The 15,286-nt window shown below is 69.1% G+C and carries 13 protein-coding genes and 1 rRNA gene; 2 read left to right on the plus strand and 12 right to left on the minus strand.

What is annotated here, in order from left to right; genetic code table 11:
- Positions 1 to 400: 400 nt before the first annotated feature.
- The 4 genes from ACFWNN_RS44060 to ACFWNN_RS44075 all read right to left on the minus strand — a co-directional run bounded on the left by ACFWNN_RS44060 (position 401) and on the right by ACFWNN_RS44075 (position 5,263).
- Complete coding sequence (locus ACFWNN_RS44060) at positions 401 to 2,290, minus strand: ABC transporter ATP-binding protein (RefSeq protein WP_382445945.1); 1,890 nt, start codon at positions 2,288 to 2,290, stop codon at positions 401 to 403.
- Positions 2,291 to 2,380: 90 nt separating this feature from the next.
- On the minus strand, positions 2,381 to 3,193 hold the full coding sequence (locus tag ACFWNN_RS44065; RefSeq protein WP_382445936.1) for an enoyl-CoA hydratase/isomerase family protein: 813 nt from the start codon (positions 3,191 to 3,193) through the stop codon (positions 2,381 to 2,383).
- A 57-nt stretch (positions 3,194 to 3,250) separates the two neighbouring features.
- Positions 3,251 to 3,460 (minus strand): helix-turn-helix domain-containing protein, encoded by a 210-nt coding sequence (locus ACFWNN_RS44070; protein ID WP_030473247.1) that lies wholly within the window; start codon positions 3,458 to 3,460, stop codon positions 3,251 to 3,253.
- 174 nt (positions 3,461 to 3,634) lie between these two features.
- Positions 3,635 to 5,263, minus strand: a complete 1,629-nt coding sequence (locus tag ACFWNN_RS44075) for an ABC-F family ATP-binding cassette domain-containing protein (protein ID WP_382445937.1) — start codon at positions 5,261 to 5,263, stop codon at positions 3,635 to 3,637.
- Between the two features lie 146 nt (positions 5,264 to 5,409).
- Here ACFWNN_RS44075 and ACFWNN_RS44080 point away from each other — a divergent pair, with 146 nt between their 5' ends.
- A complete protein-coding gene (locus ACFWNN_RS44080) occupies positions 5,410 to 6,174 on the plus strand; it encodes an SDR family oxidoreductase (protein WP_382445938.1) in 765 nt (254 codons plus the stop codon).
- Between the two features lie 3 nt (positions 6,175 to 6,177).
- Here the strand turns inward: ACFWNN_RS44080 and ACFWNN_RS44085 are convergent, their stop codons facing one another.
- From ACFWNN_RS44085 to ACFWNN_RS44105, 5 genes are read right to left on the minus strand one after another with little or no spacing between them, the layout of a single operon-like run.
- Positions 6,178 to 6,642, minus strand: coding sequence for a GNAT family N-acetyltransferase (locus ACFWNN_RS44085; protein WP_382445939.1), 465 nt, complete (start codon positions 6,640 to 6,642; stop codon positions 6,178 to 6,180).
- A 9-nt stretch (positions 6,643 to 6,651) separates the two neighbouring features.
- On the minus strand, positions 6,652 to 7,128 hold the full coding sequence (locus ACFWNN_RS44090) for a hypothetical protein (protein WP_382445940.1): 477 nt from the start codon (positions 7,126 to 7,128) through the stop codon (positions 6,652 to 6,654).
- Positions 7,128 to 7,631 carry a SigE family RNA polymerase sigma factor gene (locus tag ACFWNN_RS44095; RefSeq protein WP_285632890.1) on the minus strand — a complete coding sequence of 168 codons (504 nt, stop codon included), beginning with the start codon at positions 7,629 to 7,631 and terminating at the stop codon, positions 7,128 to 7,130. The genes ACFWNN_RS44090 and ACFWNN_RS44095 overlap by 1 nt, the downstream gene beginning before the upstream one ends.
- Positions 7,632 to 7,641: 10 nt before the next feature.
- A complete protein-coding gene (locus tag ACFWNN_RS44100) occupies positions 7,642 to 8,010 on the minus strand; it encodes a hypothetical protein (RefSeq protein WP_382445941.1) in 369 nt (122 codons plus the stop codon).
- Between the two features lie 35 nt (positions 8,011 to 8,045).
- On the minus strand, positions 8,046 to 8,726 hold the full coding sequence (locus ACFWNN_RS44105) for an acVLRF1 family peptidyl-tRNA hydrolase (protein WP_382445942.1): 681 nt from the start codon (positions 8,724 to 8,726) through the stop codon (positions 8,046 to 8,048).
- A gap of 319 nt (positions 8,727 to 9,045) precedes the next feature.
- Here ACFWNN_RS44105 and ACFWNN_RS44110 point away from each other — a divergent pair, with 319 nt between their 5' ends.
- Positions 9,046 to 9,948, plus strand: a complete 903-nt coding sequence (locus ACFWNN_RS44110) for a helix-turn-helix transcriptional regulator (RefSeq protein WP_245822512.1) — start codon at positions 9,046 to 9,048, stop codon at positions 9,946 to 9,948.
- A 127-nt stretch (positions 9,949 to 10,075) separates the two neighbouring features.
- Here ACFWNN_RS44110 and ACFWNN_RS44115 read toward each other — a convergent pair whose 3' ends face one another.
- The 3 genes from ACFWNN_RS44115 to rrf all read right to left on the minus strand — a co-directional run.
- Positions 10,076 to 12,862 carry a S8 family serine peptidase gene (locus ACFWNN_RS44115; protein WP_382445943.1) on the minus strand — a complete coding sequence of 929 codons (2,787 nt, stop codon included), beginning with the start codon at positions 12,860 to 12,862 and terminating at the stop codon, positions 10,076 to 10,078.
- 282 nt (positions 12,863 to 13,144) lie between these two features.
- Entirely contained in the window at positions 13,145 to 14,686 is a 1,542-nt protein-coding gene (locus ACFWNN_RS44120) for a deoxyguanosinetriphosphate triphosphohydrolase family protein (protein WP_382445944.1), read from the minus strand.
- A gap of 496 nt (positions 14,687 to 15,182) precedes the next feature.
- A 5S ribosomal RNA gene (gene rrf, locus ACFWNN_RS44125) occupies positions 15,183 to 15,286 on the minus strand; the annotation flags it as partial.

The raw sequence follows: 15,286 nt of genomic DNA on the forward strand, positions 1-15,286 counted from the left end.
AGCACTCGTGGCGGGCACCCCTGCACTGCCCAGACCACGCGGTCCCGCACCGACAGCACGCTCGCCGGCAGCCACACCACCGGCTCCGGCATCTGGCGCCGAGCACTCAACGGCCGCCCCCGAATCGCGCGCGCCCGCACCACCCGAGAACTCGCTGGCTACCGTCGCACCGCCCGTACCACCTGGTTCCGCCTCGCCCGCGCGCCCGCCGCCCGTGTCCTCGGCGCGTGCTCGTGCCGTGCCCGCGCCGCCCCCGGAGTTGTTCATGCCGATCCCTTCCGCCTTGGTGTTCCCACCGTGGCGGACCGGGACCCGCGCGACATCAGCCGATCACCCGGCCACCCGGCTGAGGCCCGGCCCAGCCGATCGGCTGGGCCGCCTCCACCGCGGGCCCGACGGGTCAGGTCGGCTGGGTCGCCTCCAGGCGTTCGCTGAACTTCGGCGTCGGCAGCACGCCGACCACCGGGGGCTCGGCGAACTGGGTGTTGTAGAGGTCTGCGTAGCGGCCCTCGGCCGTCATCAGTTCGGTGTGCGTGCCTCGTTCCACGATGTCGCCGTGTTCGAGCACCAGGATCTGGTCCGCCGCGCGGATGGTCGAGAGGCGGTGCGCGATCACCAGGGAGGTGCGGCCCTGCAGTGCCTCGGTCAGGGCCTCCTGGACCGCCGCCTCGGACTCCGAGTCGAGGTGGGCCGTGGCCTCGTCGAGGATGACGACGCGGGGCTTGGCCAGCAGCAGACGAGCGATGGTGAGGCGTTGGCGTTCGCCGCCGGAGAGGCGGTAGCCGCGTTCGCCCACGACCGTGTCGAGCTGGTCCGGCAGAGAGGCGACCAGGTCGAGCAGGCGGGCTCGGCGCAGGGAGTCCCAGAGGTCGTCGTCGGGGGCTCCCGGGGAGGCGTAGTCGAGGTTGGCCCTGATCGTGTCGTGGAACAGGTGGCCGTCCTGGGTGACCACGCCGACGGACGAGCGCAGGGCGTCGAAGGTCAGGTCTCGTACGTCCACACCGGACAGTCGGACCGTGCCGGAGTCGACGTCGTAGAGACGCGGCACGAGCGAGGCCAGCGTCGACTTGCCGGCACCGGACGAGCCCACCAGCGCCACCAGCGAGCCTGCCTCGGCCTTGAAGCTGATGCCGTGCAGCACTTCCTCGCCGCCGCGAGTGTCCAAAGTGGCCACTGACTCCAGCGAGGCCAGGGACACCTTGTCGGCGGACGGGTAGCCGAAGCGGACGTCGGAGAACTCCACCGACACCGGGCCGTCCGGCATCGGGCGGGCGTCCGGGCGTTCCTTGATCATCGGGTCGAGGTCGAGCACCTCGAAGACGCGCTCGAACGACACCAGCGCCGTCATCAGGTCGACGCGCGCGTTCGCCAACGCCGTCAGCGGTGCGTACAGGCGCGTCAGCAGTAGCGCCAGCGACACCACGGCGCCCGCGGCCAGGTGGCCGGTCAGGGCGAGGTAGCCGCCGAGGCCGTAGACCAGCGCCTGCGCGAGAGCCGACACCAGGGTCAGGCCCGTCATGAACCAGCGGGTGGCCATCGCGGTGCGGATGCCGATGTCGCGCACCTTCGCGGCCTTCTCCGAGAACTCCTGCTCCTCGCGGTCGGGACGCCCGAAGAGCTTCACCAGCGTCGCGCCCGGCGCGGAGAAGCGCTCGGTCGACTGCGTGACCATCGACGCGTTCAGAGAAGAAGCCTCGCGCTGCATGTCGGCCATCCGGCGCCCCATCCGCTTGGCGGGCAGCACGAAGACGGGCAACAGCACCAGGGCCAAGGCCGTGACCTGCCACGACAACGTGAACATGACACCCAGCGACAGCGCCAGCTGGATGATGTTCGTGACGAAGCCCGACAACGTCGACGTGAACGCACGCTGCGCGCCGATCACGTCGTTGTTCAAACGAGAAACCAGAGCACCCGTGCGTGTGCGCGTGAAGAACGCAACGGGCATCTTCTGCACGTGACCGAACACGGCACGACGCAGGTCGTAGATCAGACCTTCACCGATGCGCGTCGACTGCCAACGCTCGACCACACCCAACCCGGCGTCCACGACGGCAATCGCAGCGATCGCCACCGCCAGCCACACCACGACGGAGGGCACCGACCCGCCGACGATCGCGTCGACCACCCGGCCGGCGAGCAGCGGCGTCGACACCGCGAGCACCGACGACACCACCGTCAGCAGCAGGAAGAAGAAGAGCTTCGCCCGATGCGGCCGGGCGAAGGCCAGCACACGCCGGAAGGTCCCCCGGCGCACCTTGTCAGGCGCGTCCGAGGTGACCCCCATCATGAATCGCCAGGAGCTGTAACCGTCCACGCTGTCTAGAACAGCACAGCGGTCTGACAATTCCTTCGCGCGGAGCTAGCGAACGAACACAGTTCAGCTTTGAGCGGACAAGGCCGCGAACGACTGCAGCCGACGCAACTGGGCGGCGCGCTCGAGAGCGAGCTGTTCCTCCGCGGAAACCCCGGAAGCCGCCGAGGCGATCAGCGCCAGCGTCTCCGTCACGGCACCGGCCACCGGCGCGACCACGGCAGCCGCCAGCGCATCGACCGCAGCGTCCAGCTCCGACGAGGGCACGACGGAGTTCGCGAGGCCGATCCGCAGCGACTCCTCCGCCGGCACCCGGCGGGAGGTCACGCACATCTCGGCCGCGCGCGAGTACCCCACGAGTCGCACCAACGGCAGCGTGCCGCCGAGATCGGGCACCAGACCCAGCCCGGTCTCGGCCATGCAGAACTGCGCGTCCTCGGCGAGCACGCGGAAGTCGCACGCCAGCGCCAACTGGAAACCCGCGCCGATGGCATGCCCGTGCACCGCGGCGATCGTCACGCGTGCCGGATCGCGCAGCCAGGAGAACCCGGCCTGGTACGACGCGATCCGCTCGTCCGCCTCCGCGGGAGACAACGCCAGGATCGCCCCGAGACCACCGGGTTCGCCGTCGACGGGCTCACCGGTGAACATGCGCCGGTCCAGCCCCGCCGAGAAGGCACGGCCAGAACCCCGGACGACCACGACGCGGACGTCCGGGTCCAGCTGTTCGCCGATGTGCCGCAACGCCTGCCACGTGGCGGGCGTCTGCGCGTTGAGCACGTCGGGACGATCGAGCGTGATGGTCGCGCGCGGCCCGGAGATCGCGAGCCGAACGCCACCGCGCTCGAGCACGCCAGCGTCGATTGATGGCACTGGCATGAGTTACCTCCGGCGAACTAGAAGCTAGTTACCGGAGAGTAGCAGTCTGAGTTTTGGCTACTTCTTCTTCGTGCGGGTGGCGCCACCGCGACCGCGCAGCGTGACCCCGGATTCCGAAAGAACCCGGTGCACGAAGCCGTAGGAACGCCCGGTGCTCTCGGCCAGAGCCCGGATGCTCGCGCCCTTTTCGTACTTCTTCTTCAGGTCAGCGGCCAGCTTGTCCCGCGTGGCGCCGGTGATCCGGGCACCCTTCTTCAGGTCAGCCACCTTGTCCCGCCTTCCGTACGAGCAGGTGGGCCGTTTGACGGCCCCTGTCGTCGCAATGATCGAACAGGAACCGGCAGAACGCCAGGTGATCAAGCAAAGAGATCGCCGAACGGTCGATTCGATCACACTGAGTTGATCATAGAACGCGCTCGGTAGTCCTTTGACGGGTGGAGATCACGCCAGCTGGACGAGTTCGAGGTAGTCCTCGGACCAGTGGTCCTCGGTGCCGTCGGGCAGCAGGATGACCCGCTCGGGCTCCAGCGCCTCGACCGCGCCGGGGTCGTGCGTCACCAGCACGACAGCGCCCTCGTAGCGCCGCAACGCGTCGAGAACCTGCTCGCGCGAGGCCGGGTCGAGGTTGTTGGTCGGCTCGTCGAGCAGCAGCACGTTCGCCGCCGACGACACCAGGCCGGCCAGCGCCAGCCGCGTCTTCTCGCCACCGGACAACGTGCCCGCGGGCTGGTCGAGCTGCTCGCCGCTGAACAGGAACGTGCCGAGCAACGAGCGCAGCTTCTGCTCCTGCTCGTCCGGCGCCATGTGGCGGATGTTCTCCCACACCGACGCGTTGTGGTCGAGCGTCTCGTGCTCCTGCGCGAAGTAGCCGATCTTCAGGCCGTGCCCGGGCACGATCTTGCCCGCGTCCATCTTCTCGCTGCCGCCCAGCAACCGCAGCAGCGTCGTCTTGCCCGCGCCGTTGAAACCGAGGACGACGACCCGGGAACCCCTGTCGATGGCCAGGTCCACGCCGGTGAAGATCTCCAGCGAGCCGTAGGACTTGCTCAGACCCTCTGCCATCAAAGGGGTCTTGCCGCACGCGGCGGGTGCCGGGAAGGTGATCCGCGCGACCTTGTCGCTCTGGCGCACGTCGTCGAGGCCGTCGAGCAGCTTCTGCGCGCGCTTCGCCATGTTCTGCGCCGCAACGGCCTTGGTGGCCTTCGCGCCCATCTTGGCGGCCTGCGTCATCAGCGCGCCGGCCTTCTTCTCGGCGTTGGCGCGCTCACGGCGGCGGCGCTTCTCGTCCGTCGCACGGGCTTCGAGGTACTTCTTCCAGCCCAGGTTGTAGATGTCGACCTCACCGCGAATCGCGTCGAGGAACCACACCTTGTTCACGACGTCGTCGAGCAGCTCCACGTCGTGCGAGATCACGACGAGCCCGCCGTCGTGCGACTTGAGGAACCCGCGCAGCCACGTGATCGAGTCGGCGTCGAGGTGGTTCGTCGGCTCATCGATCAGCAGGATCGTGCTGGACTTCGCGCCGACACCGGCCTCGGAGGCGGCGAACAGGATGCGCGCCAGCTCGACGCGGCGGCGCTGACCACCGGACAACGTGCTGAGCGGCTGCGCGAGAACGCGGTCCGGCAGGCCGAGGTTCGAGCAGATGCGGGCGGCCTCGGACTCGGCGGCGTACCCGCCGAGCGCGGCGAAGCGCTCCTCGAGCTTGCCGTACTTGGTGACGGCCTTGTCGAGCTCGTCGGGGTCGACCAGCTCCGACATCTTCGACTGGGCCTTCTCCATGTCGCGGAGCAGCTGGTCGAGGCCGCGCGCGGACAGCACGCGGTCCTTGGCGATGACGGACAGGTCGCCCTCGCGCGGGTCCTGCGGCAGGTAGCCGAGCGCGCCCTTGCGCATGATGGCGCCGGCGTACGGCTCGCCCTCACCGGCGAGAACGCGCAGCGAGGTGGTCTTGCCGGCACCGTTGCGGCCCACGAGGCCGATCCGGTCGCCGGGCTGAACGCGCAGGTTGGCGCCACTCACGAGAATGCGTGAGCCCGCGCGCAACTCCATGTCAGTTGCGGTGATCAAGAGAAACTCCGAGCAGTTGCGAAAAGCCGGGCATGACAAGGGATGGCACGTCCGGGTCGGCCTACTCCAGGAGGATCACGGCACCCATTCTACGGGATCACGACCATCGAATTTCCCACCTGTGTCCGGACGCATAGATTGCCGTTATGAGCGAAGACTTCTCGGGCAAGGCCGCCCTGGTCACCGGCGCGTCCCGCGGCATCGGTCTCGGCATCGCGCACGAGCTCCTCTCCCGGGGCGCGTCCGTCACGATCACCGGCCGCAAGGCCGACCAGCTCGAGGAGGCGGCCGCGAAGCTGCGGTCCGACACCGGTGGCCGCGTCCTCGCCGTGGCGGGCAACGCGGGTGACGAGGACTCCCGCGCGGAGGCCGTCACGCGCACCGTCGAGGAGTTCGGCAGCCTCGACGTCCTCGTGAACAACACCGGCATCAACCCGCAGTACGGGTTCCTGATGGACGCGGACCTCAACGCGGTCCGGAAGATCTTCGACGTGAACGTGGTGGCCACGCTCGGGTTCGTGCAGCTGGCGTGGAAGGCGTGGATGGCCGAGCACGGCGGCGCGGTCGTGAACGTGGCCTCGATCGGCGGCATCCGGTCGACGGGCGTGATCGGTGCCTACGGCGCCTCGAAGGCCGCGCTGATCCGGCTGACCGAGGAGCTCGCGTGGCAGCTCGGCCCGAAGGTGCGGGTGAACGCCGTCGCGCCCGCCGTGGTGAAGACGAAGTTCGCCGAGGCGCTGTACGTGGGACGCGAGGAGGAGGCGGCGCAGCAGTACCCGATGAAGCGGCTGGGCACGCCGGAGGACGTCGCCTCGCTCGTGGCGTTCCTCTGCTCGGACGGGGCCTCGTGGATCACCGGCGAGACCGTGCGGGTGGACGGCGGCCTGCTGTCGACCGGCACCGCGGGCTGAGGATCACAGCGGCAGCCGCAGGAGGATCTCGCCGTCCTCGTCGGTCTCCCCGGTCGGCACGAACCCGTAGGAGCGGTAGAACGGCTCGGGTGACCCGTCACCGGGCACGTAGCTGGTGAGGAGCTCTGCGGCGCCCTCAGCCCGCAGCAGGGCCACGACCTCGTCCAGGATCGCGCGCCCGTACCCGCGTCCCTGGAACCCGGCCCCGACCAGCAGCCGCCACAGGAAGTACGGCCCGTACACCCCGGCCCCCGGCTCGACGTTCCAGCTCAGCATGACGAACCCGACCGGCACGTCCCCGTCGCAGACCGCGCGGAACCACGGACGTGCCGCGGGGTTCTCGGCGGCGTGCTGGAACGACTTCTCGACCGACGCGACGAACCGCTCCTGCGCGGGATCGACCCGCACGGCCGCGACGGCGGCACGGTTGGCGTCGGTGACCTCGACCAGCCGGATCTGAGCGCTCATGGCGTCAGATCATGCCCCCTGCGAGGACGGGACCGTCGTGGTCGTCGACTTGGGCGCCTCGGGCACGTGCGACGTGGGTTGCTTGGTACCCGGCGACGTCGTGTTCGGCGGCGCGGACGCGGGCGGCGTCTGCACCTCGCTCGAGCGCGGCGTCGTCCCCACGGGCGCGCTCGACGGCGTCTTGGCCGGACTGGACGAGGGCGTCGTCACCGGAGGCGGCGTGGTGGTCGTCGGCGCAGGCGGCACGGAGGACACCGACGGCACGACCGCCGGTTCGAGGGGTGCGGCGCCGGGCAGCACGGCGAGCGCCACCGCGACCACGCCGACGGTCGCGAGGCCGCTGCCGACGACGGCGAGGGTGCGGCGGCGCCGGGTGCGCACGGCCTCGCCGCGCGAGATCAGGTCGGCCGCGGTGATGACACGCGGCGGCGCCTCTTCGTCGTGCAGAGCGGAGAAGGTCGCCCGCAGGTCGTCCTCGCGAACCATCACACCTCCAGCCTCAAGTGGTCGAATTCGGGGCCCAGCTCGCGCCGCAACGCCGCCAGGCCCTTGCTGCTCTGCGACTTCACCGTGCCCGTCGAGCACTTCAGCGCGGCCGCCGTGTCCTCGACGCTCAGATCGTGCCAAAAGCGCAGCACGAGGACAGCGCGCTGCCGTGCGGGGACGGCGGTGAGCGCCTGCCACACCACGAGCCTGTCCTCCGCCGCGATGGCGGAGGACAGGCCCTCTGGGGGTGCGTCAGTCAGCTTCTCCCTGCGCCAGCGCACTTTGCGGCGTTCCGCGAGGAACGTCCGCACGACGATCTGCCGCAGGTACGGTTCGAGCCCCGACCGGTCCGCGAGCTTGGGACCTGCCAGGTACAGCTTCAAGAACGCCGACTGCATGACGTCCTCCGCCTCGTGCCAGTTGCCGCACAGCAGGAACGCCGTGAAGCGCATCGAGTCGGCGCACCGGTCGAAGCAGTCGGTGAACTCAGCCTCCCAGTTCAGCGGGGACTCCTCACCCGGCGGGCGTCGTCGCGACGGGCGCGCTCGTCGGGGTCTTCGTCGCGACGGTCGTGGTCGAGACCGGTGCCTTCACCGGCGGCGAGGTCGCGATGGGCGGGGCCGGCACCGGGGACGAGGTCGGCGTGGGGGCCGTCCAGGTCGTCGGCGTCTTCGTGCCGACCGAGCTGGGCGGGGCGGTGGTCGGTGCCTGCGCCGGCGAGGACGACGGCGTCTTGACCGGGGCGGAGGTGGGCGGCTGCGGAGCAGACGTCGTGGGCTGGGGCGGGGTGGTCTCGCCACCGCTCAACGCGAGAGCCGGCACCGCGATGCCGATGGCACCCAGCGCGACCGCTCCGGCCACGATCACCATTCGTTTGCGCACTTGAACAGCTCCAGCAGGTGTCAGTGGTGCCAGGATCAGGCACCCTCACCCGTATCCATGCGGCCGGGCTCCACATCGGTTGCCCGTGTGTCCTGGATCACGATCTCGACGCATCGGGCCCGTTCAGCGGCCTCGTCGAGGACCGTGCGCCGGGGTTCCGGGACGTCCAGGACGCGGTCCTCCGCCAGTGCGAAGACGCCCGAGAGCCTGCGGTCGTTGCGCAGGACGTCGAGCGCCTGCCAGTCACCGCCGAGCACCACGGAGTCGAGGTCGGGAAGGCGCGGCACGAGCACCCTGGCGACGTCGTCCGCGGCGGCCTGGAGCGCGACGCGGGCCTGACCTTCTCTACGGCGGGCGAACCGCTGCTGCGACCACCCGCCGGCCCGGATGCGGCCGTGCACCTGCTTGCGGTCCGTAGCCGACACCTCGACCTTGCCGCCGTGCGCGATGCCGACGCTGTGACCACCGAGCCGCACGAGCACGAGCCCGACCCGTCGCGGCGCCGTCAGCTCGTCCACCACTTCTTGTAGTGAGGTGCCCCCGCGCGTGGGGAACGTGGCCGTCGCGCCGTCCTCGGCGGTGACCACGACCGTGCTCTCACCAACTGAGATGGCGGTGGCGCCGTGCCGGGTGGAGAATCTCTCGATCCACCCCAGGATTCGTTCCGGTTCGACCTCGACGGCCCTGCCGCCGGGAACCGGACGTACCCGGCTCACCTGACCTCCGAGGTCAGCAGGTCGAAATCGGTCACCGTGCACACTCTAGAACCGGTCCGACACGGGCCGTGCACGGCACGCAGATGTTACCGATGAGTTCGTAACGCTTGACAGATGAGTCTCGAAAGCGTGAACTCATCAACCGTATGGATTAACCATTGACTCCATCCGGCTCCGACCAGCGATGTTCACGGACGGGTAGGGTCACTGGGGCGTGATCTTATGACAGCGGGGAGTCACCATGACGACTGCTGCCGGTCGACCAACACTGACCGTTGACGACACTGACTCAACGGGCCACGGCAGCCTTACGCAGCTCTTGACGACGGGACCGTTCCCGGAAGCGTTGAGGGCGGCGATCAAGGCGAGCCGACTCAGCCTCGACCGCATCCAGCACCGGTTGGCACTGCGCGGCGTGACCATCAGCGTCGCGACGCTCAGCTACTGGCAGTCAGGACGGCGAAGGCCTGAACGCCCTGAATCGCTGGAGGCGCTGCGGCACCTCGAGTCGGTCCTGGGCGTGCCTCAGTCGGGTCTGTCGGCGTTGCTCGGTCCGCCTCGTCCGCGAGGCCGCCGGTGCCGTCCGACCACGATGATGCCGATCGACGCGCTCTGGGCGCGCCGGGAGCGGGTCGCGAACCTGCTCTCGAAGGTCGACACGTCGTCCGATCTGAAGCTCGGCCGGATCAGCCAGCACGACCGCATCGAGATCTCTGCCGACGGCGGGCAGAAATCCGTGTGGGTGCGGCAGATCCTGCGGGCGGAGCAGGACGGACCTGACCGGTGGGCGCTCGTGTTCGAGACCGAGGAGAGCGACGTGCTCCCCGAGATCACGAACGTGCGCAACTGCCACCTCGGCCGCATCGCCCGTGACCACGAGGCCAACATCATGGTCGCGGAGATGATGTTCGAACGGCCGCTGACCCGCGGCGAGACCCTGATCATGGAATACCAGCTGGTGTTCCCGGAGGGTCACGCCCCCAAGGGCAACAACACGTTCGCGCGCAAGTTCCGGCTGCCGGTGCGCGAGTACGTGATCGAGGTCCGGTTCGACGAGACGAACCTGCCGTCGCGCGTGCAGCAGTACAGCGTGCCGGCCGGGGACGAGACGCCGTCGCGGCGCCGCAACCTCACCCTGGACTCGGGCGGCGGCGTGCACGCCGTGGCGCTCGGGTTCGGTCCCGGTGTGTTCGGCATCCGGTGGGAGTGGCCGAACCGCTAGGAACGTTCTTGGAGGCCCTGCAACGCTCTGTGCGAGCGTTGCAGGGCCTCTTTCGTTTCACCTGGTTCCACGAGGAAGGCCCCCGGCTCGCGAGCCGGGGGCCTTCTTCTGTGCGGTAGCTAGCTCATCACACCCAGCCGGCGATGCTCAGGGTCACCGCGCGCAGCGAACCGCGGTCGGTGCCCACGACGTCGGCGACCTTGAACGTCCAAGTGCCGTCGGCCGGGTCGGCGGTCAGCGCCGACAGCGGCGTGACCGGCTTCCACGAGCCCGTGAACGGGGCCTGGGCGGACGTCACGCTCGAGAACGGCAGCGCGGCGTCGTCGGTGAACACGGCCTGGCAGATGTTCGAGCCGGTGCCGCCCGAGCGCGAGAACAGCGTGACGCTCTTGCCCGCCGGCGAGGTGAGCGTGCCCACCAGGTCACCGACGAACGTGTGGTCGATGCCGACCGTCGTCGCGCCGTCCGCGGCGGTGCACGTCGCGCCGTCCACGGAGAACTTCAGGTTCGACGCGGCCCCGACGCCCGTGACGGGCAGCGAGATCGACACGCCGGTCTGGTCGTTGTCCGGGATGGCGATCGGCGCACCGGAGTACGCGAACGTCTGGAACTGGCGGGACGGCTCACCCACGCGGAGCGTGAACGAGGTGGTCCCCGGCGAGGTCGCACCCGAGTAGGTCACGCGGGCGTCGAGCTTGACCGCCGAACCGAGCGTGGCGTTCGCCGGCACGGTCACCTTGAAGGTGTTGCTGACGGTCTGGCCCGGGTCGATGTTGCCGTAGTACTTGGAGCGCGGCGCGATGGTGACGCCGGTGGCCGTCGTCGACAGCACGACCGAGGTCGACGCCGCCGAGCCGTCACCGTTGTTCGCGACCGGGACCGTCACCGTGGACGTGGTGCCGGGCTTGAGGAAAGCGCTTCCGTCGTTGTCGTTGAGAACGGTCGGCTTCTGCGCGCGGGCCAGGGCCTGCGGCGACGCACCCGTGTAGGCGAGGGCGCGGTCGGCCATCACGATGCCGGCGCCGGTGCGGTTGTCCACACCGGACTCGACGATGTCGATCGCCGTCGTGGTCAGGGCTTCCTTGACCTCGGCGGGCGTCAGCGTCGGGTTGCCGGACAGGATCAGACCGGCGATCGCGGCGGCGTTCGGGGCCGCGGCGGACGTGCCGAAGAACGGCGCGAAGCCGGGCACCGACGTGGTCACGCCGTCGGCCGCGGTGAGGTCCGGCTTCTGCCGGGTCTGGGCGAGCGGGGTGCCGTCGGGCGCGAAGAACGTCTTGCGCGGGCCGTCGGAGGTGAACCGCTCCGGCTTCTGCGTGCCGTCGTAGGCGCCGGGGAACGGGCCCTTCGGGTTCGCGGGGTCGCCGGGCTCGAGGTCGAACGGCAGGGCGCCGGCGGCGGGTGCGGCCGCGACCGAGATCGCGCCGTTGGCCGCCGAGTGGCCGCGGGTCGTGCCGGGCGTGACGTACTTCTTGAGGCCGTCGTTGGAGTCGGCGAACCGGCCGCCGAACAGCGACAGCGCGAAGTACTTGTCCTCACCGCGGTACTTCACGACCGCGAGGCGCGTGCCCGTGGAGCTCGCCGGGGTGTTGATGCGCTCGTACGGGTCCTGCGCGCCGTCCTGGTTGTTCTGGCTGAACGTCACGACGTTGCCCTGGGCGTTGACCAGGTAGAGGTCGTAGTCGTTGGCCGACTGGCTCAGCGGGTCCGCCCAGTGCAGCACGGTCGGGGTGTCGCCGGAGAAGTTCGACAACGGGTTGAACAGCTGCTTCTGGTTGGGGTCCGGGTTGAAGTCGTGCGCGGAGCCCGCGAACTTGCCGACACCGACGCCCGAGTCGACGAACTGGCCCTCGTAGTGGCCCGAGGTGCCGTCGACGACGTTGCCCTGGTTACCGGCGCTGGAGAAGAACATCGCGCCGTCGGCGACGACAGCGTCGACCGCGCGCGCGATGATGCCGTCCTGGAAGGGCGACTCGTTGAAGTAGATGACGTCGTCGACGATGACGTCGCAGCCGAGGTCGAAGCGCAGCTTCTTGATGTTGTCGGCGAAGCTCGCGTCACCGTTGAACGCCGTGGCGAAGCCGAGTTCGGCGTTGGGCGCGATGTCGTGGAGGATCTCCAGCATCGCGGTGCCCTCGTCGCCGGAACCCGCCTGCCCGGTCAGGACGTCGACGGCCGGCAGTTCGCCGTTGTTCTGCGAGACGGTCAGCGAGCTCACGCCGTCCGACAGCGCGCAGAGCTTCACTCCGACACCGGTGACCCGGAAGCTGCCGCGCGCGGCCTCGGCGTTGTGCGCCTTGTCGCTCTCGGCGACCTTGGCGGCCTGCACGGAAAGCGTTTTCTCCGAGAGGCGGCGCTCGATCTCCCTGGCCTTGTCCTCTTTGGACGGAGCCTTGGACTTCTTGTCCCGCTGGCTCTTCACGTCCTGCGTCATCGCGTCGCTGCCGGGCTCGACGCGTGCCACGTCGCCCCTGGCCGCGATCTCGGAGATCTTCGCGACCGGGATCTCGGCCCGCACCGTGCGGTGCTCCGGGGACACGGCCCTGATCTGTCCGCCCGCCGCGCGGACAGCGTTGACGAGATCCTCGGAGTACTGCTTGGCGCGGATGTCCACGAGCGTGGTCGACTTCGGCGTCACGGCAACGCCGGTCTGCACCTGCGGAAGCGCACTGGTGGTAGCCGCCGAAACCCGCTTGCGCGCCTCGACGACGAGCGCGCTGTCCACTTTGGACTCAGCTGGGGTGAGCGACTTCTTGATGCTCTGCAGCGCGGCGATCTGGGCCGCGGTGCGGTCGGTGATGGTCTTCGCTGCCTTGACCGGGTCTGCGGAAGCCGGCGTGACAGCGGTGAGTGCGGCCAGAAGAACTGCGGTACCTGCGACGGCTAAGGTCGTGCCTCTTCGAGATCGGCGCACAGGGTTTCTCCCCCGAACGTTGGCGTGCCCCCGAGCACGCGGCCTGCGACCGGCGATTCCCGGTCGAGGCGTCAACGTATGGTGCTTGCCTGATCACAGTCAGCATCCGATTGGGCTACTTCTCACTTAGCAGACACAATCACACTTCACAGAACAAACCTCACAGGACCCAAACGGCACAGGCCCCAGCCGTCACACGACACGTCCGCCACAGGACAAACGCGTCAGGACACAGGCGTCAGGACGCAGACGTCACACGACAAACACGTCAAGACGTCGACATCACAGGACAAACGCGTCAGTCCACAACTGACCGGTTCGCCCGGAAAGGGCTTCCAGCAACGCCGCGGCCTGGTTGTCCGTCAGCGAAGCCACGAAGTCCACGACCGCCCGCCCCCGCGCGAGCCCCCGGACAACATCGGGCCCCACCGGCAACTCCCCGGCCGCACCGACCAATGTGGACGGCTCCGTCCGGGCGAGCGCCGCGTACTCCGTTTCGGCCAGCTCGACCAGATCGTGCAACCGCCGCGGCAGTCGATCAGCCTCGGCCCGATCGGTCACCCACTGCTCCAACGCGTCGACCAACGAGCTCAACAACCGAGCCTGCCCCCGCTGGTGCAACGCCAAATCGGGCCGCAACAACACAAACCGCCGGTGCACGAACTTCAACACCTGCACCTCGTGCCACTGCTGCACAGCCAGCACGACGTGTCCGGACCGAGCCGTGGGCTCCTCGATCACCCCGACGGCGTCCACCAACCGCCGAGTCCACCGAGCACTGAACCCGGCCACCGCCTGCTCGGCCTCGACCGACCCGTCGAACGGCACCGCCAGCAGCCCGTCCACGAGCTCCTTGCTGACCTTCCGCACGGCCATCGCGAACGCCTCGTCGCTCATGACCCACGAGTCCTTCAAATGCATCCGCCGCCGCAACGTCTCCAACGACCGCCCGGGCATCCGAATCTCGGCGTTGAGCTCGGCATCGCTCAACGCGGCCAGATCCAACGCCTGCGCCTGCCAAGTCCCCAGCTCCGCGGCCACAGTCGCGTGCTGCAACACCCCAACCCGATGGAAGTCCTCCAAGTCGTGGATGGCGTAAGCGATGTCGTCCGCGGTGTCCATGACACTCGCCTCGACGGTCTGCTGCCACGACTCGATCCGCCCGTCGAACGGTTCCCGCGCCTGCCGCAGATCGCTGATCTCCGTCACGTAGGCCGAGAACTTCGAACTACCGGTCCCCGGCATGTCCTCAGGCTCGGAAGCACCACGCGGCGCCACCTCCACCCCCAGCGCCTGGTGCCGCGTCCACGGGTACTTCAACATCGCCGCCCGCACCGCCACCGTCAGGTCCAGCCCGAGCGCCTTCGGCCCGCGGACGTCCGTCGTGGTCACGATCCGAAACGACTGCGCGTTCCCCTCGAACCCGTCCGGCAACCCGAACCGATGCCGAGCCAGCCGATCCAGCACCTGCTCCCCCAGGTGCCCGAACGGCGGGTGCCCCAGGTCGTGCGCCAGCGCCGCGGCCTCCACCACGTCCGGGTCACACCCACCCAGCTTCTCCAGCACCGCGGTCAGCTCGGGCCGGCCGGTCAACCGCTCGGCGATGGCTCGTGCCGCCTGCGCCACCTTCAAGCTGTGGGTGAGCCGGTTGTGCACCAGCAACCCGGAGCCCGTCGAGCTCACCACCTGCGTCACGCCACCGAGCCTCGCGAAGAACGGGCTGCTGGCCACCCGGTCCCGGTCCACCCGGAAGGGGTTGGTGGCGAGGTCTGCCGTCCTGCCCACACCGGCTGACCGACGGGCGGCACGTTGCTCGTTGTGCATGGAAGAGAAGGTACCCGGCACGCCTCGAGCTCCGGCGCCCCACGCGTCTTCCTCATTGCGCGGCGAAGATGACCATGCTTTCGTGACACCTCCCTCGAACCGACTCGTCGAAATAACTACTAGAGGGAGAACCGGCCGAATCAGGCCATCTCTCACCCGATCGAGTTATCAGCCCGTCTCCCGCTCCCGCGGCGGAAGCCCAGACTCGCAGGTCAGGAGGGTGGAAAACCCTCAGGTGGCAAGACGGGCAGGGGCGGTCGACGCGGCTGCACGGTTGGTGGTGTGAGCGAGCCCGTTCGTCGAGCCAGCCGGCACGAGGCTTATGCGCGTTCGTCGGCACGTGTTCTGTCGGGACGCGTCGGCACGTTGTTCGTCGTCGCGTGCCGGCAGGTGTTCGCTGGTGCTTGCTTACGGGCGCGTTCGCGAGTGAAGACAGCAGAAAGCCCCTGAGAGGAGCGCTTGTGGCGCTCGACCCTCAGGGGCTTTCTGTACGTAAGTTCGGCGGCGACCTACTCTCCCACACCGTAACCAGTGCAGTACCATCGGCGCAGAAGGGCTTAACTACCGGGTTCGGAATGGGACCGGGTGTTTCCCCAACGC

The organism is Lentzea sp. NPDC058450 (assembly GCF_042721395.1).
GTDB lineage: Bacteria > Actinomycetota > Actinomycetes > Mycobacteriales > Pseudonocardiaceae > Lentzea.